Origin of the sequence: Phenylobacterium sp. (genome assembly GCF_030697305.1) — a bacterium.
Taxonomy (GTDB): domain Bacteria; phylum Pseudomonadota; class Alphaproteobacteria; order Caulobacterales; family Caulobacteraceae; genus Phenylobacterium.
Genome location: NZ_JAUYQL010000103.1, coordinates 1 through 24,742, shown reverse-complemented (window position 1 = coordinate 24,742; position 24,742 = coordinate 1). Strand labels below are relative to the sequence as shown.

Here is a 24,742-nt window from a genome sequence, read left to right as displayed (position 1 = left end):
GCGCTGGACGGGCGGCCGTTCACCGTGGCGGTGAAGCCCGCGGCCGAGGGCTTCACGATCCGCCACCGTGGCGCGCAGGCGCGGGTGTTGGTGCTCACGCCGCGCTCCGCCGAACTGCACGACAAGCTGCCGCCCAAGCAGGCCGCCGACACCTCCAAGATGGTGCTGTCGCCGATGCCGGGCCTGGTGGTGACCCTGGATGTCGTCGTCGGCCAGGAGGTCAAGGTCGGCGAGCAGGTGGCGATCATCGAGGCGATGAAGATGCAGAACATCATCCGCGCCGAACGCGACGGCACGGTGAAGACCGTCGGGCCGCAGGCCGGCGACAGCGTCGCCGCCGACGAGGTGCTGGTGGAGTTCGCATAGAGGCAGGCCATGGGCGCTGGGGTCGATTGGACGGCGGTGTTCTTCCAGGCGGGCGGCAGGCTCGCTCGAGGGCCGTTCCTGATCGCCTCTGCGCTGCTGCTGATCGCCGGCGGGCTGTACGAGGCGGTCGCCGGGTCGGCGCTGCATTGGTTGACCGGCTGGGTGGTCTATCCGGCGCTGATCTATTGCGGAGCCCGTGTACTGGCCAAACGCCTGCACGACCGCGGGCGTAGCGGCTGGTGGTCGGCGCTGGTGCTGTTCGCGCTGGCCGGCCTGTGGCCGCAGTCGCCCGGCGGACTTGGCGTGGCGTTCGCCCTGGTGCTCGCCTGGGCCGTGGTCGAGCTCGGCGCCATGCCGGGCGAGGAAGGGACCAACCGCTTCGGGGCCAACCCCTTGCGACCCGCGCCAGTGGCGGTGGTGTAGCCCATGGAGCGCAAGACACCCCTAAAGCCGGCCAAGGCCGCCAAGTCCGACGCCGCCAAGCCCGTCCTGCTCTCCGGCGGAAACCCGCAGATCGCCAAGGGTTACGGCGACGCCCCGGTGCAGGCCTACATCGCCGCCATGCCGGACTGGAAGCGCGACCTGGGCGCGCGCCTCGATGCGCTGATCACCGCCGCGATCCCCGACGTCAGCAAGGCCGTGAAGTGGAACTCGCCGTTCTACGGGCGCGAGGGCGAGGGTTGGTTCCTCAGCTTCCATTGCTTCACCCGCTACGTGAAGGTGGCGTTCTTCCGCGGCGCATCGCTTGATCCCCTCCCGCCGGGCGAGTCGAAGCAGAAGGACGTCCGCTACCTCGACATCCACGAACACGACGCTCTGGACGAGGCGCAGCTCACCGCCTGGGTGAAGCAGGCCAGCGCCTTGCCCGGCGAGCGAATGTAAGCGGCCAATCGCCCATCACCACGGAGGCGCCGATGACAAGCGCGACGGAAACCGAAGCCGCAGAGAACGCCACACAGCTGATCGACGCCCGGATCAAGGCGCTGGGCGACTGGCGCGGCGAGACGCTCGCTCGCGTGCGGGCGTTGATCCACGAGGCCGATCCCGAGGTGGTCGAGGAATGGAAGTGGCGGGGCGTCCCGGTGTGGTCGCACGCGGGCATCCTCTGTACGGGGGAGAGCTACAAGGCGATTATCAAGCTGACGTTCGCCAAGGGCGCGTCGCTGGCCGATCCCTCGGGGCTGTTCAATTCGAGCCTGGAGGGCAACACCCGCCGCGCCATCGACATCCACGAGGGCGAAGCGATCAAAGGGCCGGCGTTGAAGGCGCTGATCGTCGCCGCCGTGGCGCTGAACACGGCCAAACGTGCGCCGGCCGCGAAGAAGCCGAAGAAGAGCGACTGACGCCGCCCACAAGCCTTCAGCGTGCCTGTCATCTCCCAGCCTTTGATCGACAATGCATCTCTTTGCTTCGCCGTAGGATTTTCATGGAGCGGCTAGAAGCCCTTCTGAAGCGGTTCGGGCGTCGCCCGAATTCGCGGTGGTGGATGGGTGCGCGACCTGACGTGCGACAGGGCGTTGTCGCGCGAACGATCGCGTCGAAACTTGGATATCCAACTAGCGCAGAGGGCTGGAGCCGTGAGCACGGCCTCATGCAAATCGAAAGGACAATGGCGATCCGGGTCCTCGCTTTTGTCGCCACGACCAATCTGGCTTACGGCCGCTATGGGCCGCCTCGTGAAAGCTACCGACGTCTCACCGCGGCGGCGCTCAACGACCTTGGTCCAGAGGCGATATTTCTCTCCAACTCCACGAATTGGGGACGCGGCGGCGGCGTGGTCTTCGCCCGCCTGACCGATGCGACGCTCGAGGCGGGACTCATTGGATACGACGACAAAAGCGCTTTCATCTATTGGGTCGAGGATGAAGACTGAGTGCGGGCGGGCCTACTAGCGCGCGCGCCGCATCGACGCGCCGACCCGCCGCACAATTAGGTCGACAGCCAGGACTGCGATCAGCGAAGCGCCAACCAGCGGGTAGAGGATCGCCAGGGGCACGACCACCGCGGCCAGCGCGACATAGGCCTTGCGCTCCACCGGCCGCGGCGGAGCGGCGAGGCGGCCTTTGGGCCGGCGCTTCCACCACATCACCAGCGCCGAGACGCCGAGCAGCCATACGGCGATGCAGCCGGCCAGCATGATCAGCTTGTTGACCAGGCCGAACTGGTTGCCCTGGTGGACGGCGATGCCCCACTCGATCGTCTTGGCGGCGGGGCCGAACTGGCCGTAGCCGATGTCGGCGATGACGCGCCCGTCGCCGCCGTCGAGATACAAGGTGCGGGTGCGCTCGACCTTGTCCGGCATATAGGCGGCCGACCAGGCCTCGCCAGGATCGGCGGGGATCGAGAGCACATAGGGCCGCGGCAAGCCCGCAGCGTCTATCCGCGCGAGCGCGTCGTCCAGCGACAGTGACGCGGCCATGTGGTGGCCAGCGTGCATATGCGTCTCCTGCAGCGCCCAGGGCACCGCGCCCGAAGGCGCCGGAGCCGCCGCTTTGTGTGCGCCATGGCCGCCGCCGCCGGGAGGCGCTGGCTGGCCCCACCCGGCCTCGGTGGTCAGCTTGCGGACGTTGCCGCCCCAGACCGTCGACCATGGCATGCCGGTCGCTGCGAGGAAGACGATGATCGCGCCGGCGAAGACGCCGGTCACCGCATGAAGGTCGCGCCAGAACACCCGGCGCTTCGGCGCGCCGCGGATGCTGACCACGCCGCCCTTCTGGCCGCGAGGCCACCACAGGACGACGCCCGTGCAGACCATGACGATGGCCCAGCCGGCGACGATCTCCACCAGCCGATTGGCCACCGGCCCGGCGATGTCCAGGCTGTGGAGGCGTTGCACGACGCGCATGATCCCACCGTCGGCGGTGGAGCCCAGCACGCGCGCGTCATGCGGGTCGACGTAGACCGCACGCTTGGCGCCCGATGGCTGCTCCACCACCAGTTTGACCGAGCGGGTCGGCTCAGCCGGCGGGACGATCTGGACGACCCGCCCGGGAACCGCCGCTGTCGCCGCCTTCGACCAGGCCTGGGGCGTGGTCGAAGTGGCGGCCGCTTCGACGCTCAACAGCGGCCGATAGATCACGCCGTCGATCTCGTCCTTGAACAGGTAGACGCCGCCGGTCAGCGCCATGAGCATCAGCACCGGCATGATCAGCAGCCCGGCGTAGAAGTGCCAGCGCCAGAACGCCCGATAGAACGGGGCGACCACGGCGTCCGCCGGGCTGGTCTGTGGATCGGTCATTGCGCGCCGCCTCCGAACGCGTAGCTGACGCGCACGCTGGCAAGAGTGCGGTGGTTCAGGACAAGGCGGCGCAGCGTCGACACGGCTTCACCGTAGCCGCCGTCAAAGGCGTTGTCTGCACCGGCGGACTACGGCGCCCAGCCTGCCGGCGCCATCTCGAAACCCGAGAACTCGAAGCCGGGGACGACGACGCAGGCGACCAGGGCCCAGCCTGCGGTTGACGCGCGGGCGGACTGCCACGCGTGCGGCGGGACGAGGTGCTGAGGGATGTGGCCGGCGAGCGGATCGGCGCCGAGGATCACTGCGTCCGACTGGCCGGATTGGTCTGACACCCTAAGTTCCAGCGGCGTTCCGGCCTGGAACAGCCAGAGCTCGGAAGCGTCGACGCGGTGCCAATGGGAGCCTTGGCCCGCCTCGAGCAGGAACAGGATGGCGGTGGCTTGGGAACGCCCGCCAGACTCGAGCGCGGGCGCCCGCCAAGTTTCGCGATACCAGCCGCCCTCGGGGTGGGGCGCGAGCTCTAGGGCGGCGATCATCGCGGCGGCGTCAGCGGCGCTGGTCATGGAGTGGTGTCCTGCGCGCCCGCTGATCCGTCAGGCCGGCGGCTGTGCGTCGAGGGTGCTTCCGAAGATGTCTTCGAAGCTGGTCCGCAGCGCGGCGTCGAACGGCCCCATGTCGCCGGGCGCCCCCAGCGCGGCGAGGCTGGTGACGCCGTGATCGGTGACGCCGCACGGGACGATGCCGGCGAAATGCTCAAGGTCGGGGGCGATGTTGATCGACACCCCGTGGAACGACACCCAGCGCCGCAGCTTTACGCCCAGCGCCGCGATCTTGGCCTCGCCGCCGCCCGGCTGGTCGACCCAGACGCCGACGCGGCCGGCCCGCACCTCGCCCTGCACGCCGGCCCGGGCGAGGGCGGCGATCACCCAGGCCTCCAGGGCGGCCACGAAGGCGCGCACGTCGCGTGTCCGCCGGCTGAGGTCGAGCATCACATAGGCCACCCGCTGTCCGGGGCCGTGATAGGTGTATTGGCCGCCGCGCCCGCTCTGGAACACCTCGAAACGGTCCGGCTGCAAAAGGTCGGCGGCCTTGGCCGAGACGCCCGCGGTGTAGAGCGGCGGATGCTCCAGCAGCCAGACGAGTTCGCCTGCACGGCCCTCGCCGATCGCTGCGACGCGGGCCTCCATCGCGGCGACCGCGTCTGGGTAGGCGACGGGTGCGGCCGACGTCGCCCACTGGACGGGCGCCGCGTCGTCGCGGCGGAAGATTGACGCGGCGGCCGGGCTATTTAACGGGCGGTCAAGCATGTCGGCCCAATCTGGCCCTTAAGGCGGGGCGTGCAATGCCCGGCGGCGCGTTTCCATCGGAGCGAATATACAAGTGAGCCAGGTCAAAGCGGTGAATGTCGAGATCGCCGTGGTGCTCGGGCGCTCCACCTTGCCCATGCAGCAACTGCTGCGCATGGGTCGTGGCGCGGTGATTCCACTGGACGCCGGCGTCAGCGACGAAGTCTGGATCCTGGCGAACAACCATCCGGTGGCGCGTGGCGAGATCCATATCAACGACGACCGCATCTCCATCGAGGTGACGCGCGCCGCCGACGTGTTCGATTATAACGCCGGCGGCGTCTGAGCGTCCTTTCCAGGCACCCTTCACAAAGCAGCAGGGGTTTGCTACCCCCGCGCCTCACCACGCGCGGTCGTGGCGGAATTGGTAGACGCGCAGCGTTGAGGTCGCTGTGGGGCAACCCGTGGAAGTTCGAGTCTTCTCGACCGCACCAGTGAATCGGGGTCAGCAGAACTATCAGAGGTCTTTAAGCTAGCAGGGGGTCCGCATGAGCCGAGAAACGGCCGACCCGACCGCCTCCGAGCTTGATTCCGCCGTTGAGGCGGAAGACCTCGAAGACCTGGCCCTTGACGAGGACTACGCCCTCAACAGCGCCTATGTGTTGATGGTGCGTGACGCCATCGACCGCGGGGACGCCGAGCGTCTGCGCGAACTGCTGGACGCCTTGCACCCGGCCGACGTGGCCGATCTGATGGGCACCGTCTCGGCCGATGATCGCCAGGAGATCCTGCTGCACCTCGATCCCGAGGCGCTGCCCGAGCTGCTGTCCGAACTCGACACCGACATCCGCGAGGATCTGCTCGAACACGTGCCCTCGGCGACGCTCGCCAAGGCTCTGGGCGAGATGGACAGCGACGACGCCGCCGACGTGGTCGACGACTTGGAGGCCGACAAGCGCGCCCAGGTGCTCGCCGCCATGCCGGAGATCGAGCGCGCGGGCATCGAGACCTCGCTCGCCTACGAGGACGAGACCGCCGGCCGCCTGATGCAGCGTGAGGTGGTGGCCGCGCCGCAGTTCTGGACCGTGGGCCAGACGGTGGCCCACGTGCGCCACGACAGCGACGAGCTGCCGGAACTGTTCTTCGACGTCTATGTGGTCGACCCCGCCTACCGGCCCGTGGGTGCGGTGTCGGTGAGCCAGCTTCTGCGCGCCGAGGCGCAGACGCCGCTGGCCCAGATCATGGAGGCGGTCACCGAGATCCCCGTCGGCATGGACCAGGAGGAGGTCGCCTACATCTTCGACAAGTACCACCTGATCTCGGCGCCGGTGGTCGAGCCGGGCGGCCGGCTGGTCGGACAGATCACTGTCGACGACATCGTCGGCGTCATCCAAGAGGAGACCGCCGAGGATATCCTGGCGCTGGCCGGGGTGTCTGACGCCGGCCGCGACGCAGGCGTCTGGGGCATCGTGCGCGCGCGGCTGCCGTGGCTGATCCTCAACCTGGCGACGGAAGCCGTCGCAGTGAGCGTCATCGGCGCGTTCCAGGACGAGATCGCCAAGCTTGTGACGCTGGCCATCCTGATGCCGATCGTCGCGTCGCTAGGCGGCAACGCCGGCACCCAGACCCTGGCGGTTGCGGTGCGTGCGCTGGCCAGCCGCGAACTGAACGCCGCCAACGGCGCGCGCATCGTCATGCGCGAGATGACCGTGGGCCTGATCAACGGCGGCGCGCTGGCGCTGGTGATGGCGATTGCGGTGGGCGTGTGGTTCCACGATCCGCACCTGAGTCTCACTGTGGCCCTGGCCCTGGTGATCAACGTGTTCGTGGCCTCCGTGGCGGGCATCCTCGCGCCGCTGGCCCTGGACCGCCTGGGCCGCGACCCGGCCGTGTCGTCATCGGTGTTCGTGACCTTCGTCACCGACTTCATGGGCTTCTTGGCCTTCCTGGGCCTAGCGGCGATGATCCTGCTCTAGAACCGTTCGCCGGCCTCGATCTTGCGGAAGGTGGGGCGGACGCCTGCGCGTCTGTGTCAATCCGGGCCGACGTATGAACCCCCGCCTGCAGCTTTCCCGAACCGCGATCGACCTGATCAAGCGGTTCGAGGGCTATCGCCGCACCGCCGCCCGGCTGCCCGATGGCGGCTGGACGATCGGCTATGGCCATACGCGTTCGGCGCGGGCCGGCGCCCAGGTGAGCGAGGCCGACGCCGAGGCGCTGCTGATCTACGACCTCATCGACGTCGCCCATGCTCTGAACGAGCACGTTTACACGCCGCTCACCCAGAACCAGTTCGACGCGCTGGCGAGCTTCGCGTTCAACATCGGAGTGCCGGCGTTGCGCACCTCGGGCGTGATGATGCGCCTGAATGAGGGGGCGCTGCTGCAGGCGGCCTCGGCCATGGAGCTGTGGCGCCGTGCGGAATTCGAGGGCGAGCGGATTGTCGTCGACTCCCTGGTGCGCCGGCGCGCGGCTGAAAAGGCGCTATTCCTGACGCCGGAAGGCGACGCCTGGGCGCCGGCGCCGAGCCCCGTCCTGCGACCGATGCTCGACGCCGAGACCGGCGCGGGATTGCTGCGCGAAGCCCCCGCGACGCTGGAGGCGCCGCTGGACGGCGACAGCGTCAGCCCGGTGCGGACTTCGCCGCCGCCGCCACAACCCGTGCACGCGCCATTGTCGTTGCACCGCCCGGCGGCCTTCCTCGACGAGGAAGCCCCGGCCGAGGAACCGGCGCCCACCGCCGGCTGGATGACCGCCCCGCTGAGCATCGGCGACGGCGCGCCGCGCTTCCCCCTGCACTCGGCCCCGATCCCACGCGCGGCGATCGGCCCGATGGTCATCCTGGCTTTGCTGGGCGCGGTGTTGTTCGCCGGCGGCCTCTACTGGACTTTCGACATCGCGCCGGCGGCGCATCTCAGCCGGGCAGGGGCGCTGACCGTCGGCTGGATCGCCGGCCTGGCGGGCGTCGGCTTCTTCAGCCTCGCGGCCTATCGACTGCTGCAGCGCCTCGTCCGCGACGACGACGCGTCGTAACACCACTCGATCTCTGTAAGCTCCGCTACGACCGTGCTAGGGGTCGCGGATGATCCCAAACGACAAGGCGGGGCTGGATTTCAGCCTGGGCGAGGCGGCAGACGCGATCCGCGAGGCGGCCGAGCGGTTCTCACGCGAGCGCATCGCGCCGCTGGCCGCCGAGATCGATGCGACCAACACCTTCCCGCGCCAGCTATGGCCGCAAATGGGCGCGCTGGGCCTGCACGGGATCACCGTCGAGGATGAATTCGGCGGCTTGGGCCTCGGCTACCTCGAGCATGTGGTGGCCATGGAGGAGGTGTCGCGGAGCTCGGCGTCGGTGGGCCTGTCGTACGGCGCGCACTCCAACCTTTGCGTCAACCAGATCCGCCGTTGGGGTTCTGACGACCAGAAGCAGCGCCACCTGCCCAAGCTGATCAGCGGCGAGCATGTTGGCTCGCTGGCGATGAGCGAGGCCGGCTCGGGCTCAGACGTCGTCTCGATGCGCCTGCGCGCCGATCGACGCGGCGACCGCTGGGTGCTCAACGGGACCAAGTTCTGGATCACCAACGCGCCGCACGCCGACGTGCTGGTGGTCTACGCCAAAACGGAGCCTGACGCGGCCGCCCGCGGGGTGACCGCCTTCCTGGTGGAGAAGGGCTTCGCCGGCTTTTCGGTCGGCCAGAAGCTGGACAAGATGGGCATGCGCGGCTCCGACACCGCCGAGCTTGTGTTCGAGGACTGCGAGATCCCAGAAGAGAACGTGCTGGGGCCGGTGAACGGCGGCGTCGGCGTGCTGATGAGCGGGCTGGACTATGAGCGCACGGTCCTCGCCGGCGGGCCGTTGGGGATCATGCAGGCGTGCCTGGACGTGGTGCTGCCCTATGTCCGCGAGCGCAAGCAGTTCGGAACGCCGATCGGCGCTTTCCAGCTCATGCAGGGCAAGGTGGCGGACATGTATGTCGCATTGAACAGCGCCCGCGCCTACGTCTATGCCGTAGCCAGGGCGTGCGACGCGGGTCGCACCACTCGTTTCGACGCGGCGGGAGCGATCCTGATGGCCTCAGAAAGCGCGGTGAGGGTTTCGCTGGAGGCCGTTCAGGCCCTGGGCGGCGCCGGCTACACCAAGGATTTCCCGGTCGAGCGGCTGGTGCGCGACGCCAAGCTCTATGACATCGGCGCGGGCACCAACGAGATCCGGCGTTTCCTCATCGGGCGGGAGCTGATCGGCGCATGAGGCTTATCTGGGGGGCGATGGCCGCGGCGTCGGCCTTGCTGGGCGGCTGCGCGAGCGTCGGCCTGCCGGAGCAGCCGGCCTGTCCGGCGGGGCAGGAGCCGATGCGCATGGCGCAGATGTTCTTCGGCCGCAACATCGGCGACCAGCCCGGCGTCAGCGACGAGGCCTTCGCCAAGTTCGTCGACGAAGAGCTGACGCCGCGGTTTCCCGACGGCCTGACCATCCTCGAAGGCGGTGGTCAGTGGCGCGGATCTGAGAACAAGCTGATCCGCGAGGCCGCGAAGATCGTCCTGATCGTGCTGCCCTCGCGCGGCGACGTGAGCGCAAAGGTCGAAGCCGCCCGTGGCGCCTACAAGACCAAGTTCAAACAGGACTCGGTGCTGCTGCTGACACAGGAAACCTGCGTCTCGTTCTGAGCGGCCTGCCAGACGTGCGAAGGGCCGCCGATTTCCCGGCGGCCCCTCAGCTGGGCGGGCGTCCGACGCTCGATAATCTGAGCCTCTCCATGATCGGACGGCCCGGCCCCAGCGACCGCGCATGAGACGACGTTAGCGGGGGCCAGACGCCGTCCCTTTCGCGGATTGTTGTCGCGTCACCGCAGCAGCGGCGTCGGTGAGCGCTTCGATGAAGGTCGTGGCGGCGAGCGCCACGATGGAATCACTGAGATCGCAGGCAGTGGCGGCCGGCGGCGAGGACACCGCCACGACCGATGTCGCCGGCTGGACCAGGTTGGCCGCCGCTGGCGAGGCGGCGAGCAGCACGACGGCGCTCAAAGCCAGCATCGAGGCGGGGTTTCGCATGGCTGATCAGCCTTCCTGGCGTCGGCGCGCTCTGCGCCTTCGTCAGTCAAACGACCGCCACATCCGGCTCCATCCCGTGGTTTTCAAAAAAATCTAGCGAGGCCAGCGGGGCCGCTAGCGGCGGCCCGAAGTGTCCACGGCGACCGGCTCGGTGCGCAGGTCGAAGGCCACCAGGCCGCGACCGAAGACCGGGTCGATCCCAGGCGCGCCGAGGTCCTCGGCCTGGCGGCCCAGCAGGTCCAGCGCCCGCGTCCGCGCGGCGGGATCGGGAACGGTCATCAACTTGGCCAGGCTGCCGGCCACCAGTGGCGAGGCGAAGGAGGAGCCACGCACCGACAGAAAGCCGCCCAGAGGGGCGGCGGCGGCCATGTCAGCGCCAGGGGCGGTGAAATCCACGTGGTCCGAGCGGCTGGATTCCACCAGCCGCCGCTTTCGTCGGTCTACCGGCGCGACGGCGACAACGCCCGGATAGGCGGCCGGATAATAGGCGCGGCTCGCCGGCCCGTCGTTGCCGATCGGCGAGACCAGCACATAGCCGCGCCGCACCATCGCCTGGACAGCCAACGCCAACGGCGTGTTGGCGGGTCCGACCAGGCTGATGTTGATCACCGGGGCGCCGCATTGGGCGAGCCACGCCAGGGCGCGCACCAGGATGGCGGCCGAACCGCCGGTCGGGCTCTCGCCAAACGCGTCGGCGACATAGAGCGTCGCGCCGGGTGCGGCGCCGCGGAACGGCTCCTGCAGGCCGGCCAGCAGGGACGCCACCGCCGTGCCGTGCGGGGTGACCATGACGCCGCCGCGCACGAAGCTGCGCTGATCGATCTTGGAACGCGCGAGGCTGCGGTGGCGCACGTCGACGCCGCCGTCGATCATGCCGATCTTGGTCGGTGAGGTCCTGGCAGGCGCGGTCGCCGTGCGGGCGGGCGTCCGCGCGCTGGTCGCGCCGGCGGCCTGCTCGGCGACCACCATCCCGCTCTCAAGATAGACCGGGTTCACGTCGTACTGACCGATCGGGTCCAGCGCGCGCATGTGGTCGACCGCATCGTCAACGGGCATGCCGAGCGGCGCGCCCAGCACCGTCAGCTCCAGGTCGATCTCCGGCAGCTTGTCGACGCGCTTGACGCGGAAGCCCGCCGCTCGGGTCTTGCGCAGCGCGTCTGCGCTCGCGCCCACCGCCAGCACCTCGCCGCGCACGACCGCCTCGCCGCGACGATCGATCTCGATATCACGGGCGTAGCGGCGGAACAGGTCCTGGGCGCGCAGCCCGCGGTGGTCGAGGGCAGGGCCAGACGGCGCCTCGAGAATCACCCCCGGGGGCGACAACGTCGGCTGGGCATGGCCCGCCGGCGCCAGCACGCAGAGCGCCAGCACCCAGGCCAGAGTCAGGCCAAACGAGCGCGCACCGCGAACCGTGCGCAGCGCGCCGGTCTGGACGTCTCGGCCTTTGGCCATATTCTAAGCGCCCCTTCCAGGCTTGGGCGGACCGCCGCCCGAAGCTTGACGGTCCTCGATGGATGAAACGCGCCGCACCGTTCGTTTCATCCTTAAGCTCAAGGCGAGTGTTTGACCGACTTCCAGCGCGAGATCATCGCATTGTTGCCGCGTCTGCGCCGATTGGCGAGGGCCTTGGCGGCGAATGTCAGCGATGCGGACGATCTCGTTCAATTGACGGTGGAACGCGCCCTTGAGCGCGCCGGCCAATGGCGGCCGGGCAGCAGGCTCGACAGTTGGATGTTCCGAATCATGAAGAACGCCTGGATCGACGAGACACGCGGCAGGGTGCGCCAGTCACGCATCTTCGCGCCTGAGGAAGAGCGTGAACACGTCGGCACGGACGGGTCCGGGGCGATGCATGCGCGGCTGGAGCTGCGCGACGTCGAGGCGGCCATGGGCCGGCTGCCGGACGACCAGCGGGTGGCTGTGGCGCTGGTCCTGGTCGAGGGCATGTCCTATCGCGAGGCCGCCGAAGTCCTTCAGGTGCCGGAAGGCACCCTGACCAGTCGACTGGTCCGCGGCCGCGCCGCGTTGATGTCCCAATTGCAGGAGACGCCCCAATGACGACGGACGCCCGTGTCATCGCCTATGTGGATGGCGAACTGGATCTGGCCGGACGCCGCGCGCTGGAGGCGGAGATCGCCAGCGACGCGGCTCTGGCGCTGAACGTCGAGCGCCATCAGAGCTTGCGCGATGCGGGCCGGCGCGCCTTCGCAGACGTGCTGGACGAACCCGTGCCGGCGCACCTGATCGCTGCGGCGTCGAAGCCGCCTGTGCGGCGCAGCTACGCGACGCCGCGGTGGGCGGCGATGGCGGCGTCCCTGGTGCTGGGCGTGGTCGGCGGCGGACTCCTGACCCACTACGCCGCGCCCTCGCAGGGCGGGCTAGTCGCCAGTGGCGCCGACGGGGCGCTGGTGGTGCGCGGGCCGCTCGCCAAGGCGCTGTCGGAACAGGCGGCCGCCCAGTCCGACGGACGGCCGATCAGCGTGGGATTGAGCTTCCGAACCGCCGACGGCCGCTATTGCCGCACCTTCGCCGCGCCGGCCCAGCACCTCGCTGGTCTTGGCTGTCGCGAGGGCGCGCACTGGGCGGCGCCGGTGGCGGTAGCCTACGAGCCGGCGACGACGCAGTTCAGAATGGCGTCTTCAGAAACGCCGCCAGCGGTCCTGGCGGCTGTCGATGCGATGATCCAGGGCGAGCCGTTCGGTCCGGACGAGGAGTCTGCCGCCATCGCCCACGGCTGGCGCGACTAGGACGGCGCCATCAGCGCCTCTGGACATCGGCCAGGATGCGCTTGATCTCGTCCAACAGCGCATAGGGCGCCACGCCCGGGATATTGTGACCGACGCCCGGAACTATGACCTCGGTCAGGTGTGGCGCTGCGGCGATCCGCTTGCGATCGGCGGCGCTGACCAGGCTGGGCATCCTGTCGAAGGCCCGTGGCGGCTCTAGCGGCGTTTCGCCGAGGATCACCACGCCGGGCGCGGAGTCAGCCAACAGGCCCGTGTAGTCGCGGTTCACGACATCGGTCTGCGAATAGCCGAACAGCCCCTCGACCCAGCGCGCGACGTCGGCGTCGGCAAGCGCCCACTCCCGGAACTGCGCGATCAATGGCCAGGCCTCGGCCGTCGAGAGCGGCGGCTCGACCAGAATCAGTCGGTCGGCAGTGCGCATCGCCAGGGCCGTCAGGGCGCCGGTCGACAAGCCGAACACGACATTGATACGGCGTCCGAAGTCCCTGACGATCTCATCGAACGCCTCGGCGAACACCTGAATCGTGCAGGTGTCGAAGAACGGCGAGTGCATGCCGGGCAGATGGGCCAGGACCACGTCCACGTCGGGTGTCTGGCGATGCAGCAGGGTCATCGAATCGGCGTCGGGAAAGGCCCCGCGCACGACGAACAGCAGCGGTCGGATTGAGTCGAACTGGTCGAATTCTCCCCAGATCGGCACCGGACCATGACGCGTGACGAAGGTCCTGACCACCGTCTCAGTCCGCCGGCTTGACGAACACGGCCTGACCTGTGGGCAGTGGGAACAGCGCCAGGTCCCGACGCTGGAACCAGTCGGTCTCGGCCTTGGCCTGGGCGGAGGAGGTGGCCCAGCCGAAGTCGTCGAAGACGATGATCCCGCCAGGCGAAAGTCGATCATACAGGACGTCGAGCGCCGCGACCTCGGCGGAGGAGTTGTTGAGGTCGATGTGGATCAGGCTGATCTGGTCGGGACAGGTCTCCTTGAACACCTCCGGCACCCGACCCTTGATGACGGTGATGTTGGGCGACGAGGCGAACCGATCGCGCACTTCCTCGAAAGTGAAGGCTTCGCCGTAGGCGGCGGCGGTCAGGTGTTCGCGGCCGCGGTCCAGTTGATCCTGCGGAATGCCTTCGAAGGTGTCGTACAGCCACCACCGCTTGTCCCAGGCGGCGAAGTCGAGATAGCGCGACAGGAACTGGGTGGTGTGGCCCTTGTAGACGCCGAGTTCGACATAGTCTCCGGGCACGTGCTTCGCCTGCTGGGCCGCCCACAGCATGGTCTGCAGGTTCCAGTGCCAGTTGACGACGCCGGCCGGCGCGATCGCCAGATCCTCTTCGGCCAGCGCCATGAACTTCGCGTCGGCGACGAAGGCCGGATTCTTCAACCAGGTGGCGATCCCCTCACCGATGTAGACGCTCGCATTGGGGATGGCCTCCAGCGCCTTCATCGCCTCCAGCATCGGCAGCACCCGGTTGTGCGGGCGCAGCGTCAGCCCATATCGGGCGTGGACATGAGGCGCATACGGCGCGATGCGCATCAGGTTCTTGTAGAAGCCCCGCGCGATGGCCAGGTCGCCAGCTTTCAGCGCCGCGTCGCCCAGCGTCATCAGTTGAGCCGGCGTCAGGCCCTGGAGGGTGATGTTGGTCATAGGCGGCCCTGCGCTGATCAGCCGAACGGGCTGCGGGAATGGAGTGCTAATGCACCCCGCAAGCCGAGACCAGATGCGGGCGCCGCCTAGGCCTTCGGCGCGCGCGATCTCGCGTTCAGCGCAAAACGCCCCGGCGGGCCATGCGCCGGGCGAACCAGAGGAAGAAGAGCGCTCCGGCGGTGATGACGAGATTCATTATCACGCCCTGCGCGCCCGCCAGTTCCGCCCCGTTGCTGAGGCCGTAGGTGTAGACGAGGCTGACCAGCAGCCCAGCCAGCGACGCCGCGAACGCCGCTAGCGCCCACCGCGACCTTAGAAGCAGCAGCACCGATCCGGCCACCGCGCCCCAGACGCCGAGCGCCCAGACGGCGGTCACCCAGGCGGGCATGGCGTGGAAATAGGCGATATGGGCGGGCGTCAAGCCGACCGTCCTAAAGTAAGCGTCGCCGGCCGTGTGGGACATCCAGTAGTCGTAGGCGCCGTAGCCATTCCAAAACAGGGAGATGGCGGCGATCAGCCAGTAACCCCACGACGTGCGCGCAGCGGACGGTTCGCCCATGCCTGAGCCTCCTGTGGGCTCAAGCTTAGGTGAGAGGTTAAGCGGCGACAACGCGCGATATATCCGAAGCCACCGAGGCTGCGACGACGAACGCCTGCTGGATCGCTAGTGAGACGTCTGGGCCTCGCTCTCTAGCGCCGCGGCCTGCTTCAGTCGCCAGGCCCGGGCCTCACCGGTATAGCGGTCGCGGTCGGGTCGGAAGCTGACGGTCCGCGCCATCAACTCCGCTTCTTCGGCCTTCAGTCGGAACTCGGCGGACTTCAGGGCGCTGGACATGCGGCTACAACCCTGCGCAGCAGCCGGTGTTCCGCCCGCCGTGCAATTGATGTGGGGGAGCGGCGCGGAGCCTTGAAGCAGACGCGGCAAATCGCAGCGTTCGACCGCGCGGACTGCTGACGCCGCGAATGGGTTGGGTAAATCTCCGTAGACTGGCCTGCGGGCCCGCGTTTCGGGAGGCAAGCATGAACAGGCGAGCGATCCTGATCGGCGCCGGCGCAACCCTCGTGGCCGGCGCCGGCGTGGCGGCTGGCAGCCTTGCGCGGATGGGCGCCCCGAAGGGCTACGCGAGCGCCATGAGCGCCTTGCGTGCGCCTCTGCGTAGCGAGCCGGGTCTGAGGGACGTCGTCCGCTACGCGACCCTGGCGCCGAGCGGCCACAACACGCAGCCCTGGCGTTTTCGTCTTGAAGACAAGGCGATCCGGATCTTGCCGGACCTGGCGCGGCGCACGCCGGTGGTCGATCCGGATGATCACCATCTCTACGTCAGCCTGGGTTGCGCCGCCCAGAACCTCGCGCTGGCGGCTCAGGCGCACGGCCTGACGGGCGAAACGCGCTTTGAGCCGAAGGGCGCGGGCGAGGTCGTGTTCGAATTCAAGTCCGGCGGCGCGGCGCGTCCGCCGCTGTTGGAAGCGATCTCACATCGACAATCGACACGATCAGAGTTCGATGCTCGCCCGGTCGCTGCCTCGGACCTGGCCCTGCTGGAAAGGGCCGCGCAAATGGAGGGCGTCGACGCCGCCCTGATCATCGACCGCAGGCGACTCGATCGGATCCGCGACCTGGTGATCTCGGGCAACAGCGCCCAGATGGCCGATCCCGCGTTCGTCGACGAACTGAAGAATTGGATGCGGTTCAACCCGCGCGCGGCGCTGGCGCATGGAGACGGCCTGTACAGTGCGGCTAGCGGCAACCCCATCCTGCCCACCTGGCTAGGCGGGCCGATGTTCGATCTGGCGTTCAAGGCCAGCAGCGAGAACCAGAAGTACGCCCGGCACATGGACACCGCCTCGGGCGTCGCCGTGTTCGTCGCCGCCCGGGCCGACCCGGAGCACTGGGTGCGCGTGGGGTGGGCCTGCCAGCGCTTCGCCCTGCAGGCCACGGCGCTGGGAATGAAGGTCGCCTTCATCAATCAGCCGGTCGAGGTGGCCGCCCTGCGCGACGACCTCGCCGCGCTCGTCGGCGCGCCAGGGCGACGGCCCGACATCGTCATCCGGTTCGGCTATGGCCCCAGCTTGCCGATGTCGCCGAGACGACCGGTCGCCTCAGTGCTGGACGGCTGATGGCGCCGACGATGCGCCAGAAATGCGAAAGCCCGCCCCGTTGTCGGGGGCGGGCTTTCCATTGTCGGACCGCAAGCGCGGCCGCGACCCTTCGCCGTACCGGTGGCTTAGGCGCGAACCTCGTTGACGGAGGTCCAGGTCACGGTTTCCGAGCTACGGTTAAAACAATGAGACACTGGATCACCTCCTTTCGCTAAGTGGATAGGACCCTCAATATGGCTCCGATTTTGCGGAGTCGCAAACGTGGCCTTGACGCCTAGGTCGCGATCGCCGCAGGCGCCTGGATTTTGGGCCGGCGGCGGAGTTCCGTGACCGGCGCGTGGAGCAGGTCGAGCGCCGCTATCGTCGCCGCGTAGCCGGCCTGTTCCGCCGGCTCGAACGCCGACCAGTCGCGAATCTCGACATCGCCCAGGTCGGGCGTCACCAAGAGATCGGTGGCCTCGCGCGACGCCGCCAGGTCGCGGCCGGTGGAGACCGTGGCCGCCCGCATCAGCAGCGAGACGATCGGTGGGCCGCGGCGCCATTGGCCGGACGCCAGCCAGCGCCAGACTGATTCAGGTCGCGCGACATCGGCGGCGGTGATGCTGCGCCCGCGGGTGACGTCGACGCCGATCACCGGCCCATTGTGGGCGGCGCGCATCAGGTCGGCCGGGAAGTTCTTCAGGACCGCGCCGTCGACCAGGACGTCGGTCCCGTCGGTGGCCGGCGGCAGGATGCCGGGCAGGGCCACGGTTGCGCGCAGGGCGTCGCGCAACAGGCCGCGCCGATGCATGTGATAGGCGCCCGTGGTCAGGTTCGACGAGACGCAGAAGAACGGGATCCACAGGTCGGCGATGCGGGTGTCGCCGAAGTGCCAGGCCAGCCGCTCGCGCACCTTGCGGCCCTGGGTCATGGCCAGCAGCGGCAACGCGATGTCGTCCACTGGACTGGTGTCGACGAACGCCTCACGGATGCGGCGGGTGAGTTCTTCGTTGCTCCAGCCCATGGCGACGCCGGCGCCGACGATGGCGCCCATCGAGGCGCCACAGACGAAATCGATCGGCACGCCGCGTTCGCGCAGGGCGCGGATCGCGCCCACGTGGGCGTAGGCGCGGGCTCCACCGCCTGAAAGCACAAGACCCACCGAGCGGCCAGTGATCACGCGGGCCAGACGGCGCACGTCGCCCGCCACGCCGCGGCGCAGGTGGAAGATGCGCGCCGGCTGCACCGCGTCCTGCCAGGCCTCAGAGCCGCTGGCGTGGTCTGCGTCGCGCGGGTGCAGCAGGATCAGATCGACTAGCTGCTGGGCCTGGAGCGGACGAGCCTGGGTGCTGGTCGCGGCCACGGACTGCGGCGGAGGTTGGCCGCCGCGCGCCACACGAAACAGTCGGTCGACCTGGCGCGCCACCACCTGTCGCCATCCCAGATCCGCGTTCTCGGCGACGTAGAGCACGAAGTCATGGCTGCGCTCGGCGTCGGAGAACCACTCCGGCGCGACGTTGACCGCCTCGATGCCGACCACCAGGGACGAATAGCCCAGCGCGGAAATCTCCTGGGCCACTCGATCGGCGAGCGGGCGCACGTTCACGCCTTCGGCTACAGCGAGGAAGCCGAACACCGACGGATCGCCCACCGCTTCGCGCTGGCCGGCCTGGCGGCTGCGGCGGATCATCAGCCGGGCGAGCTCGGTCATCACGGTGGGGTCGGCTTCGCAGGCGTCGAAGAACGCCTCGCGCGGGAGGCCCAGGATCTCGGAGTCGCGCAGGGCCACGACGCGGGCGGAGTGCGCGCCGCCGGCGATCAACGCCATCTCGCCAACCGGCTCGCCCGGGCGGATGACGCCAAGGAACTGGATGTCGCCGTCCTCGTCGGAGCGGAACACGCCGAGCCGGCCGGCGCGCAGGTAGTAAAGCTGGTCGGCCGGCTCGCCCGCCTCGAACAGCAGCGCGCCGCCGGCCAGGCAGAACCATGTCGCCTCGCGATCGACGAAGGCCTCGGCGAACAGCCGTGAAAGCGACGAATCGTTCGGGGTGTCAACGCGATCGGTCACGGGGCGGACGCTAGCGCGACGCGGCGGCCACGGCTATGTCTTGCCTCATGCCAAGGCTGACCTCGACCCTCGACACCGGTGGCGAAGCTTTCGCGGCGAACGCCCGGGCGAACCGCGCGCTGGTCGACGCGTTGCGCGCGCGCACGGCGGAGGCTGCGCTGGGCGGGTCCGAAGAGCAGCGTCGCCGGCACGCCGCCCGCGGCAAGTTGCTGCCGCGCGAGCGGGTGGCCCGGTTGCTGGACGCGGGATCGCCGTTCCTCGAGGTCGGCGCATTGGCGGCGGGCGGCCTATACGACGATGAAGCGCCGGGCGCCGGCCTGATCACCGGGGTGGGGCGGATCAGCGGCCGCGAGGCGATGGTGGTCGTGAACGACGCCACGGTTAAGGGCGGGGCCTATTTCCCGCTCACCGTGAAGAAGCACCTTCGCGCCCAAGAGATCGCCCAGCAGAACCGGTTGCCTTGCGTCTACCTGGTGGATTCCGGCGGCGCGAACCTGCCGCACCAGGCCGAGGTGTTCCCCGATCGCGACCACTTCGGCCGCATCTTCTACAACCAGGCGCGGATGAGCGCGGAGGGCGTCGCCCAGATCGCCTGCGTCATGGGATCGTGCACGGCGGGCGGAGCCTACGTGCCCGCGATGTCGGACGAGAGCGTCATCGTGCGCGGGCAAGGGACGATCTTCCTGGCCGGCCCGCCACTGGTGAAGGCGGCCACGGGCGAGGTGATTTCGGCCGAGGACCTCGGCGGCGCGGACGTGCACGCGCGCCGCTCCGGCGTGGTCGACCACCTGGCCGTGGATGACGACCATGCAATCTCGATCGTGCGCCAGATCATGGGCAGGCTGGAACCCGCGATCGCCCACCGGTTGGCCATGGCGGAGCCCCGGCCGCCGGCCTACGACCCGCAGGAGCTTTACGGCGTCGTCCCCACCGACGTGCGCGCGCCGTATGACGTGCGCGAAGTGATCGCCCGCATCGTCGACGCCTCGGAGTTCGATGAGTTCAAGGCGCTGTACGGGACGACCCTGGTCTGCGGCTTCGCGCGGATCTGGGGCTTCCCGGTGGCGGTCCTGGCCAACAACGGCGTGCTGTTCTCGGAGAGCGCGCTGAAGGGGGCGCACTTCATCGAGCTGGCCGCCAAGCGGAAGATTCCGCTGATCTTCCTGCAGAACATTTCAGGCTTCATGGTTGGCGGCAAATACGAGCAGGGCGGCATCGCCAAGGACGGGGCCAAGCTGGTCACCGCGGTGGCGGGCGCCGATGTGCCAAAGCTCACGGTGTTGATCGGCGGCTCGTTCGGGGCTGGCAACTACGGAATGGCGGGTCGCGCCTACAGCCCTCGCTTCCTGTGGACCTGGCCCAACAGCCGCATCAGCGTGATGGGCGGCGACCAGGCGGCCAGTGTACTCGCCACCGTCCACCGCGACGCTGGCAAATGGACGCCCGAGGAAGCCGAGGCGTTCAAGTCGCCTGTCCGGCAGAAGTACGAAACCGAGGGCGACCCGTATTTCGCCACGGCGCGCCTGTGGGACGACGGGATCATCGATCCGGCCCAGACCCGTGACGTGCTGGGCCTGTCACTCGCCGCCTGTCTGAACGCGCCGATCCCGGAGAGCCGCTTTGGCGTTTTCCGGATGTAGCTGAATACGAGGACGAGAAACGTCATGCCGAACCCAATCGCCGATCCCCTCGTCGAAGGCCTCGACCGGGAGCTGGACACCCGGCTGGTGCAGGTCGAGGCGACGCCGGAAGGCATCGCGACGGTCACCCTGAACCGACCCCTCCGTCGCAACGCCATGAACGCTGAGCTGATCGCGGCGCTAACCGAGGCCTTCGAGACCTTGCAGGGCGCCGAGGGCGTGCGCGCGGTGTTCGTGCGCGGCGCGGGCGGTATCTTCAGCGCCGGCGCCGACCTGGAGTGGATGCAGGCCGCGGTGGAGTATTCCGAGGCCGACAACCGTGAAGACGCCGCCGGCCTCGCGCGCATGCTGAAGACCCTGTGGGACATGCCCTCCCTGACTGTGGCGCTGATCGAGGGCGCGGCGATCGCCGGCGGCGCTGGCCTGGCGGCGGCCTGTGACATGGCGATCAGCACAGCCGGCGCCAAGTTCAGCTTCTCCGAAGCCAGGCTGGGACTGGTGGCGGCGATCATCAGCCCGTACGTGATCGACGCGATCGGGCCGCGCAACGCCCGCGGCCTGTTCGCCTCGGCCAGGCCGTTCGACGTCGAGGAGGCCCTGCGAATCGGGTTGGTGACTGAGGTGGTGGCCGACGCCGCGGCCCTGGATGAGGCCCAGACGCGGATCGGGCGCGACATCCTGAGCTGCGCCCCTGGCGCGGTCACCGAGGCCAAGCGACTGGTCGAGGCTGTGAAGGGTCGCGACATCGATCACGGGCTGATGGACGAAACGGTGCGCTGGACGGCCCGCGCCCGCGTCGGCGAGGAGGGCCAGGAAGGCGTGCGCGCCTATCTGGGCAAGCGCCGCCCCTCATGGATGATCGAATGATCGAGAGCCTGCTGGTCGCCAATCGTGGCGAGATCGCCTGCCGCGTCTTCGCCACAGCGCGCCGGATGGGGATCGCCACGGTGGCGGTCTATTCCGAGGCCGACGCGAACGCCAACCATGTACGGATGGCCGACAGCGCCTGGTTGATCGGGCCGGCGGCGGCTCGCGAGAGCTACCTGTCGGCGGAGCGGATCCTGGACGCCGCGCGGGCCAGCGGCGCGCAGGCGATCCACCCGGGCTATGGCTTCCTGTCGGAGAACGCCGAGTTCGCCGAGGCGGTGGTCGCGGCAGGCCTGATCTGGGTCGGCCCGCCGCCGGCGGCGATCCGCGCCATGGGCCGCAAGGACGCGGCCAAGATCCTGATGGCGCAGGCCGGCGTACCGGTGACGCCGGGCTATCTTGGCGAGGTTCAGGACGAAGCCGCGCTGGCCGATGAGGCCGCGCGCATCGGCTATCCGGTGCTGATCAAGGCGGTGGCCGGCGGCGGCGGCAAGGGCATGCGGCGCGTCGATGCGGCGTCGGACTTCGCGGCCGCCCTGGCTTCCGCCCGGCGCGAGGCGGCCTCGGCGTTCGGCGACGAGCGGGTGCTGCTGGAGACCTATGTGGCGAGGCCTCGCCACATCGAGGTGCAGGTATTCGCCGACGCCCACGGAAACGCCGTCCACCTGTTTGAGCGCGACTGCTCGCTGCAGCGTCGCCACCAGAAAGTCATTGAGGAATCGCCGGCCCCAGGCCTCGACGAGGCGACGCGCACGGCGGTCTGCGAGGCCGCTGTGCGGGCGGCCCGCGCCGTGGACTACGTGGGCGCGGGCACGGTGGAGTTCATCGCCGACGCGAGCGAAGGCCTGCGCGCCGACAGAATCTGGTTCATGGAGATGAACACCCGCCTGCAGGTGGAGCACCCGGTCACCGAGGCGATCACCGGCCTCGACCTGGTGGAGTGGCAGCTTCGGGTGGCGAGCGGCGAGCCGTTGCCGCTGGCCCAGGAGTCGATCACCCGGCGCGGCCACGCGGTGGAGGCGCGGCTCTATGCTGAGAACCCGGCGACCGGGTTCCTGCCGTCGGTGGGTCGGTTCGACCACCTGCTGCTGCCGGACACGGTGCGGGTGGATTCCGGCGTCAGCGAAGGCGGTGAGGTCACCAGCTTCTACGACCCGATGATCGCCAAGTTGATCGCCCATGCCGCGACCCGTGAGGCGGCGCTGGCGGAACTGGCCGACGCCTGCGCGGGCGTCGAGTGCTGGCCAGTGCGCACCAACGCAGGCTTCCTGACCAGGTTGCTCGAGCATCCCGACTTCATCGCCGGCCAAGTGGACACCGGGTTCATCGAGGCGCGTCTGGAGGCGTTGACCACGCCGGCCCCGCCGTCCGACGCAGCGCTGGCCGCCGCCGGGGGCGCAGCCGCGAGCCTGGAGGCGCGCAACGCCGATCCCGCCTCGCCTTGGATTGCGCTCAGCGGGTTTCGCACCAACGCCGAGCCGCAAGCCGAGATCCGGCTGTTCCACGCCGGCGCCGCGGTGGTCGCACCGCTGAATGAAACCGCAGCGCCGCGCAGCGTGCTGGCGGCGGGCGACAGTGCGGTGGTGGTGTTCGAAGGCGGCGAAGCCCTGGTGTTCGCGGCCACGTCGCCCGCATGGGATGTGGCCGAGGTCGTCGGCGGCGATGGCCGCCTGACCGCGCCGCTGCCCGGCAAGGTGGTCGCTGTCTCAGCAGCGCCCGGCCAATCCCTGAAGCGCGGCGAAACGGTGCTGGTGCTGGAGGCGATGAAGATGGAGCACGCGTTGACCGCCCCCTTCGACGGCGTGCTGGAGTCCATTTCGGTGAAGGCCGGCGACCAGGTCACAGAAGGCGCCGTCCTGGCGAATCTCGCGCCTCGGGCTTAGACTCCTCCAACGTTGCGGGCAGCGATCGGCGGCTCGACTATTCCGCGAATTGTTCGGCCTCCTGAGGCGCGGCGGGCGCGCCCTTGAGATAAATTCGGGTCAGATAGGTCGTGGCGACAATCGTTGTGGCGAACATTGCCGTGGCGGAAGCTATCAGCGTCAAAGCCGCCACGGCCGGACGTTTGAAATCGACCGGTTGAAGGTCGATCAGCCACGAGACGACGAAGTAGGGCGCCAAGATCCACGCGGCGCCCAAGTAGAATTTCGACTTCACGACACGCAATCCCGCCGTGGCGCCTAACATGCCCTTCGTAGCGGCCCCGAGCGCGACTGCGGGAAACACCAGCGCGAATGGACTTACGAGAACAAGCGCCGCAAATCCGATCAAGCGTTCCAGGCCATCGAGTTGCCACGGCGCGGCGTGGTGAAGGTGCGCCTCCAGCCAAGGGTAGATGTCGTCGGTGAACTTCAGGATGGAGGTGCAAATCGCCCAACGCCAAGCCACGCCCCACAACGCACGGCCGGGTATATCGGTGAGCGCTGGTTCGCGCATCGTGGCCGTGAATCGCGCCCACTGGACCGCCGCGGCCAGCAGCAGCCCGTTCCCAAGAAACAACAAGACGAGCAAGCCGAGGAGGATCCAACTCGCGCCCGTGCGATCTACATGCGCGACGGGATTCAGCATGGCCGTCGCAACCAGCGCCAGGGACAACAGACAATAGGTAAGGAACCAGGGACCTGCGACGCGAACCAGCGCACCTATCTGGGCGAATAGCTCGACCACTATGCCTTTGACCTCCGACGTGGCCTGGAAGCCTTCATGTTTATGTTCGACTGGCTTTCGCGCGAGTTCCGCCGCCTTCATCTGCCTCGCCAGGCTAGGCGTGAACGCTGCACACGTCCCGAGAACGATAAGCGTCGAGCAGACTGCGGCTATCCAGTTGGGTTTTACTGACGTGGCGAACAACGCAGCTGGAATGATCGCAATGAGGCCGGCCGCGGCAATTCCTAGGGCGATGATCGTGATGTGTCTGGAGTGGTGCAGCACGAATTCGCGCACGGTTCGCGAGAGCGGGGCCACAAAAACGAGCAACGCGAGCGCTGGGAGTACCCCCATCTCGAAACGCTTACCCGCGGGCGCCAGCAGCGTCAGGATGGCAGCGGGCCCGAACACAGCCACAGCGACCGAAAGGCGCTTCCTGTCCAATCCTAGCTCCCATGCAACACTTCAGGGCTAAGCTGCACCATAGGGACGTGAGCTGCAACTTTAAGGCGCAGGCACACTGCGGGGACGCCCCAGTCACAGAAGGCGCCGTCCTGGCGAATCTCGCGCCTCGGGCTTAGGCTCGGGGTCATGGCTTTGCACATGATCAAGCTCTGCGTCGGATGCGACACGGTCGAGGAGCTGGCCGCGTGGCGGCGCGCGCACCGGGCCGACGGCGAGGCTTCGGTGATGCGCACGCGCCAGACGCCGAAGCGCGCGGCCGAACTGGTCGACGGCGGCTCTCTCTACTGGGTGTTCAAGGGCGTGATCCTGGCCCGGCAGCCGATCCTGGCAGTCACCACGGTCGGCGAGGGCGTGACGGCGCGCTGCGAGGTGACGCTGGACCACGATCTGATCCGCGTGGCGCCGACGCCCAGGCGCGCGTTCCAGGGATGGCGCTATCTGCCGCTGAGTGATGCGCCGACCGACCTGCCGACCGCTGGTGACGAAGCGATCCCCCCGGACCTTGCGCGCAAGCTGCGCGAGGTCGGCGCATGGTGACGGCCCGCTAGACCGCCATGTTGTCGATCAGGCGGGCGCGGCCGATCAGGGCGGCGGCGAGCACGCGGCCAGGACCGCTGACGGGCCCAGGGCCCAGGCGCGACA

At 68.8% G+C, this 24,742-nt stretch carries 28 protein-coding genes and 1 tRNA gene; 18 read left to right on the top strand and 11 right to left on the bottom strand.

Annotation, left to right across the window (positions count from 1 at the left end; translation table 11 throughout):
- The 5 genes from Q8R27_RS10945 to Q8R27_RS10925 form a co-directional block, all read left to right on the top strand.
- Window positions 1–366, top strand: a 366-nt coding sequence (locus tag Q8R27_RS10945; RefSeq protein WP_305699053.1) for a biotin/lipoyl-containing protein, incomplete at its 5' end; no start/stop codon positions are given.
- Between the two features lie 9 nt (window positions 367–375).
- Window positions 376–789 (top strand): DUF805 domain-containing protein, encoded by a 414-nt coding sequence (locus Q8R27_RS10940; RefSeq protein WP_305699052.1) that lies wholly within the window; start codon window positions 376–378, stop codon window positions 787–789.
- A gap of 3 nt (window positions 790–792) precedes the next feature.
- Window positions 793–1,248 (top strand): DUF1801 domain-containing protein, encoded by a 456-nt coding sequence (locus Q8R27_RS10935; protein WP_305699051.1) that lies wholly within the window; start codon window positions 793–795, stop codon window positions 1,246–1,248.
- Window positions 1,249–1,280: 32 nt separating this feature from the next.
- Window positions 1,281–1,709, top strand: coding sequence for a DUF1801 domain-containing protein (locus tag Q8R27_RS10930; protein WP_305699050.1), 429 nt, complete (start codon window positions 1,281–1,283; stop codon window positions 1,707–1,709).
- A 248-nt stretch (window positions 1,710–1,957) separates the two neighbouring features.
- Window positions 1,958–2,239, top strand: coding sequence for a hypothetical protein (locus tag Q8R27_RS10925; RefSeq protein ID WP_305699049.1), 282 nt, complete (start codon window positions 1,958–1,960; stop codon window positions 2,237–2,239).
- Window positions 2,240–2,254: 15 nt separating this feature from the next.
- Here the strand turns inward: Q8R27_RS10925 and Q8R27_RS10920 are convergent, their stop codons facing one another.
- The 3 genes from Q8R27_RS10920 to lipB form a co-directional block, all read right to left on the bottom strand.
- Window positions 2,255–3,604, bottom strand: coding sequence for a PepSY domain-containing protein (locus Q8R27_RS10920; protein ID WP_305699048.1), 1,350 nt, complete (start codon window positions 3,602–3,604; stop codon window positions 2,255–2,257).
- A gap of 128 nt (window positions 3,605–3,732) precedes the next feature.
- The gene (locus Q8R27_RS10915; RefSeq protein ID WP_305699047.1) at window positions 3,733–4,167 is read right to left on the bottom strand and encodes a cupin domain-containing protein; all 435 of its coding nucleotides are present in this window, start codon (window positions 4,165–4,167) and stop codon (window positions 3,733–3,735) included.
- 30 nt (window positions 4,168–4,197) lie between these two features.
- Window positions 4,198–4,911 carry a lipoyl(octanoyl) transferase LipB gene (lipB, locus tag Q8R27_RS10910; RefSeq protein ID WP_305699046.1) on the bottom strand — a complete coding sequence of 238 codons (714 nt, stop codon included), beginning with the start codon at window positions 4,909–4,911 and terminating at the stop codon, window positions 4,198–4,200.
- 55 nt (window positions 4,912–4,966) lie between these two features.
- On the opposite strand from lipB, the gene Q8R27_RS10905 reads away from it, so the two are divergent.
- The 6 genes from Q8R27_RS10905 to Q8R27_RS10880 all read left to right on the top strand — a co-directional run bounded on the left by Q8R27_RS10905 (window position 4,967) and on the right by Q8R27_RS10880 (window position 9,555).
- Window positions 4,967–5,236, top strand: a complete 270-nt coding sequence (locus Q8R27_RS10905; protein WP_305594638.1) for a FliM/FliN family flagellar motor switch protein — start codon at window positions 4,967–4,969, stop codon at window positions 5,234–5,236.
- Window positions 5,237–5,299: 63 nt separating this feature from the next.
- Window positions 5,300–5,384: transfer RNA gene (locus Q8R27_RS10900), tRNA-Leu, on the top strand.
- A 54-nt stretch (window positions 5,385–5,438) separates the two neighbouring features.
- Window positions 5,439–6,866 (top strand): magnesium transporter, encoded by a 1,428-nt coding sequence (mgtE, locus tag Q8R27_RS10895; RefSeq protein ID WP_305699044.1) that lies wholly within the window; start codon window positions 5,439–5,441, stop codon window positions 6,864–6,866.
- Window positions 6,867–6,939: 73 nt separating this feature from the next.
- Entirely contained in the window at window positions 6,940–7,923 is a 984-nt protein-coding gene (locus Q8R27_RS10890; protein WP_305699043.1) for a lysozyme, read from the top strand.
- Window positions 7,924–7,972: 49 nt separating this feature from the next.
- Window positions 7,973–9,139 (top strand): isovaleryl-CoA dehydrogenase, encoded by a 1,167-nt coding sequence (locus Q8R27_RS10885; RefSeq protein ID WP_305699042.1) that lies wholly within the window; start codon window positions 7,973–7,975, stop codon window positions 9,137–9,139.
- Window positions 9,136–9,555 (top strand): DUF3574 domain-containing protein, encoded by a 420-nt coding sequence (locus Q8R27_RS10880; RefSeq protein ID WP_305699041.1) that lies wholly within the window; start codon window positions 9,136–9,138, stop codon window positions 9,553–9,555. Before Q8R27_RS10885 ends, Q8R27_RS10880 begins: the two co-directional genes overlap by 4 nt.
- A 132-nt stretch (window positions 9,556–9,687) precedes the next feature.
- Here the strand turns inward: Q8R27_RS10880 and Q8R27_RS10875 are convergent, their stop codons facing one another.
- Together Q8R27_RS10875 and Q8R27_RS10870 are read right to left on the bottom strand one after the other, a co-directional pair.
- On the bottom strand, window positions 9,688–9,939 hold the full coding sequence (locus tag Q8R27_RS10875; RefSeq protein ID WP_305699040.1) for a hypothetical protein: 252 nt from the start codon (window positions 9,937–9,939) through the stop codon (window positions 9,688–9,690).
- A 114-nt stretch (window positions 9,940–10,053) separates the two neighbouring features.
- Complete coding sequence (locus Q8R27_RS10870; protein ID WP_305699039.1) at window positions 10,054–11,391, bottom strand: S8 family serine peptidase; 1,338 nt, start codon at window positions 11,389–11,391, stop codon at window positions 10,054–10,056.
- A gap of 111 nt (window positions 11,392–11,502) precedes the next feature.
- Here Q8R27_RS10870 and Q8R27_RS10865 point away from each other — a divergent pair, with 111 nt between their 5' ends.
- Window positions 11,503–11,997 carry an RNA polymerase sigma factor gene (locus Q8R27_RS10865; RefSeq protein WP_305699038.1) on the top strand — a complete coding sequence of 165 codons (495 nt, stop codon included), beginning with the start codon at window positions 11,503–11,505 and terminating at the stop codon, window positions 11,995–11,997.
- The gene (locus tag Q8R27_RS10860) at window positions 11,994–12,686 is read left to right on the top strand and encodes an anti-sigma factor (protein ID WP_305699037.1); all 693 of its coding nucleotides are present in this window, start codon (window positions 11,994–11,996) and stop codon (window positions 12,684–12,686) included. The genes Q8R27_RS10865 and Q8R27_RS10860 overlap by 4 nt, the downstream gene beginning before the upstream one ends.
- A gap of 10 nt (window positions 12,687–12,696) precedes the next feature.
- Here the strand turns inward: Q8R27_RS10860 and Q8R27_RS10855 are convergent, their stop codons facing one another.
- The 4 genes from Q8R27_RS10855 to Q8R27_RS10840 form a co-directional block, all read right to left on the bottom strand.
- Window positions 12,697–13,419, bottom strand: coding sequence for an alpha/beta fold hydrolase (locus Q8R27_RS10855; RefSeq protein WP_305699036.1), 723 nt, complete (start codon window positions 13,417–13,419; stop codon window positions 12,697–12,699).
- A 4-nt stretch (window positions 13,420–13,423) separates the two neighbouring features.
- Window positions 13,424–14,335 (bottom strand): TylF/MycF/NovP-related O-methyltransferase, encoded by a 912-nt coding sequence (locus tag Q8R27_RS10850; protein WP_305699035.1) that lies wholly within the window; start codon window positions 14,333–14,335, stop codon window positions 13,424–13,426.
- 115 nt (window positions 14,336–14,450) lie between these two features.
- Complete coding sequence (locus Q8R27_RS10845) at window positions 14,451–14,894, bottom strand: hypothetical protein (RefSeq protein ID WP_305699034.1); 444 nt, start codon at window positions 14,892–14,894, stop codon at window positions 14,451–14,453.
- 105 nt (window positions 14,895–14,999) lie between these two features.
- Window positions 15,000–15,170 (bottom strand): hypothetical protein, encoded by a 171-nt coding sequence (locus Q8R27_RS10840; protein WP_305699033.1) that lies wholly within the window; start codon window positions 15,168–15,170, stop codon window positions 15,000–15,002.
- Between the two features lie 185 nt (window positions 15,171–15,355).
- Between Q8R27_RS10840 and Q8R27_RS10835 the strand changes: the two genes are divergently transcribed.
- Entirely contained in the window at window positions 15,356–16,453 is a 1,098-nt protein-coding gene (locus Q8R27_RS10835) for a nitroreductase family protein (RefSeq protein ID WP_305699032.1), read from the top strand.
- Window positions 16,454–16,709: 256 nt separating this feature from the next.
- Here the strand turns inward: Q8R27_RS10835 and Q8R27_RS10830 are convergent, their stop codons facing one another.
- Window positions 16,710–18,482, bottom strand: a complete 1,773-nt coding sequence (locus tag Q8R27_RS10830; RefSeq protein WP_305699031.1) for a patatin-like phospholipase family protein — start codon at window positions 18,480–18,482, stop codon at window positions 16,710–16,712.
- 47 nt (window positions 18,483–18,529) lie between these two features.
- On the opposite strand from Q8R27_RS10830, the gene Q8R27_RS10825 reads away from it, so the two are divergent.
- Genes Q8R27_RS10825 through Q8R27_RS10815 form a run of 3 tightly spaced genes read left to right on the top strand, consistent with a single transcriptional unit; the run spans window position 18,530 to window position 22,872 of the window.
- Window positions 18,530–20,122: a carboxyl transferase domain-containing protein gene (locus tag Q8R27_RS10825; RefSeq protein WP_305699030.1), complete on the top strand. Its 1,593-nt coding sequence runs from the start codon at window positions 18,530–18,532 to the stop codon at window positions 20,120–20,122.
- A gap of 24 nt (window positions 20,123–20,146) precedes the next feature.
- On the top strand, window positions 20,147–20,989 hold the full coding sequence (locus tag Q8R27_RS10820; RefSeq protein WP_305699029.1) for an enoyl-CoA hydratase-related protein: 843 nt from the start codon (window positions 20,147–20,149) through the stop codon (window positions 20,987–20,989).
- On the top strand, window positions 20,986–22,872 hold the full coding sequence (locus tag Q8R27_RS10815) for a biotin carboxylase N-terminal domain-containing protein (RefSeq protein WP_305699028.1): 1,887 nt from the start codon (window positions 20,986–20,988) through the stop codon (window positions 22,870–22,872). The genes Q8R27_RS10820 and Q8R27_RS10815 overlap by 4 nt, the downstream gene beginning before the upstream one ends.
- Before the next feature lie 37 nt (window positions 22,873–22,909).
- Here the strand turns inward: Q8R27_RS10815 and Q8R27_RS10810 are convergent, their stop codons facing one another.
- Window positions 22,910–24,079 carry a hypothetical protein gene (locus tag Q8R27_RS10810; protein WP_305699027.1) on the bottom strand — a complete coding sequence of 390 codons (1,170 nt, stop codon included), beginning with the start codon at window positions 24,077–24,079 and terminating at the stop codon, window positions 22,910–22,912.
- Window positions 24,080–24,226: 147 nt separating this feature from the next.
- Between Q8R27_RS10810 and Q8R27_RS10805 the strand changes: the two genes are divergently transcribed.
- Entirely contained in the window at window positions 24,227–24,637 is a 411-nt protein-coding gene (locus Q8R27_RS10805) for a DUF1489 family protein (protein WP_305598360.1), read from the top strand.
- Window positions 24,638–24,742 lie beyond the last annotated feature (105 nt).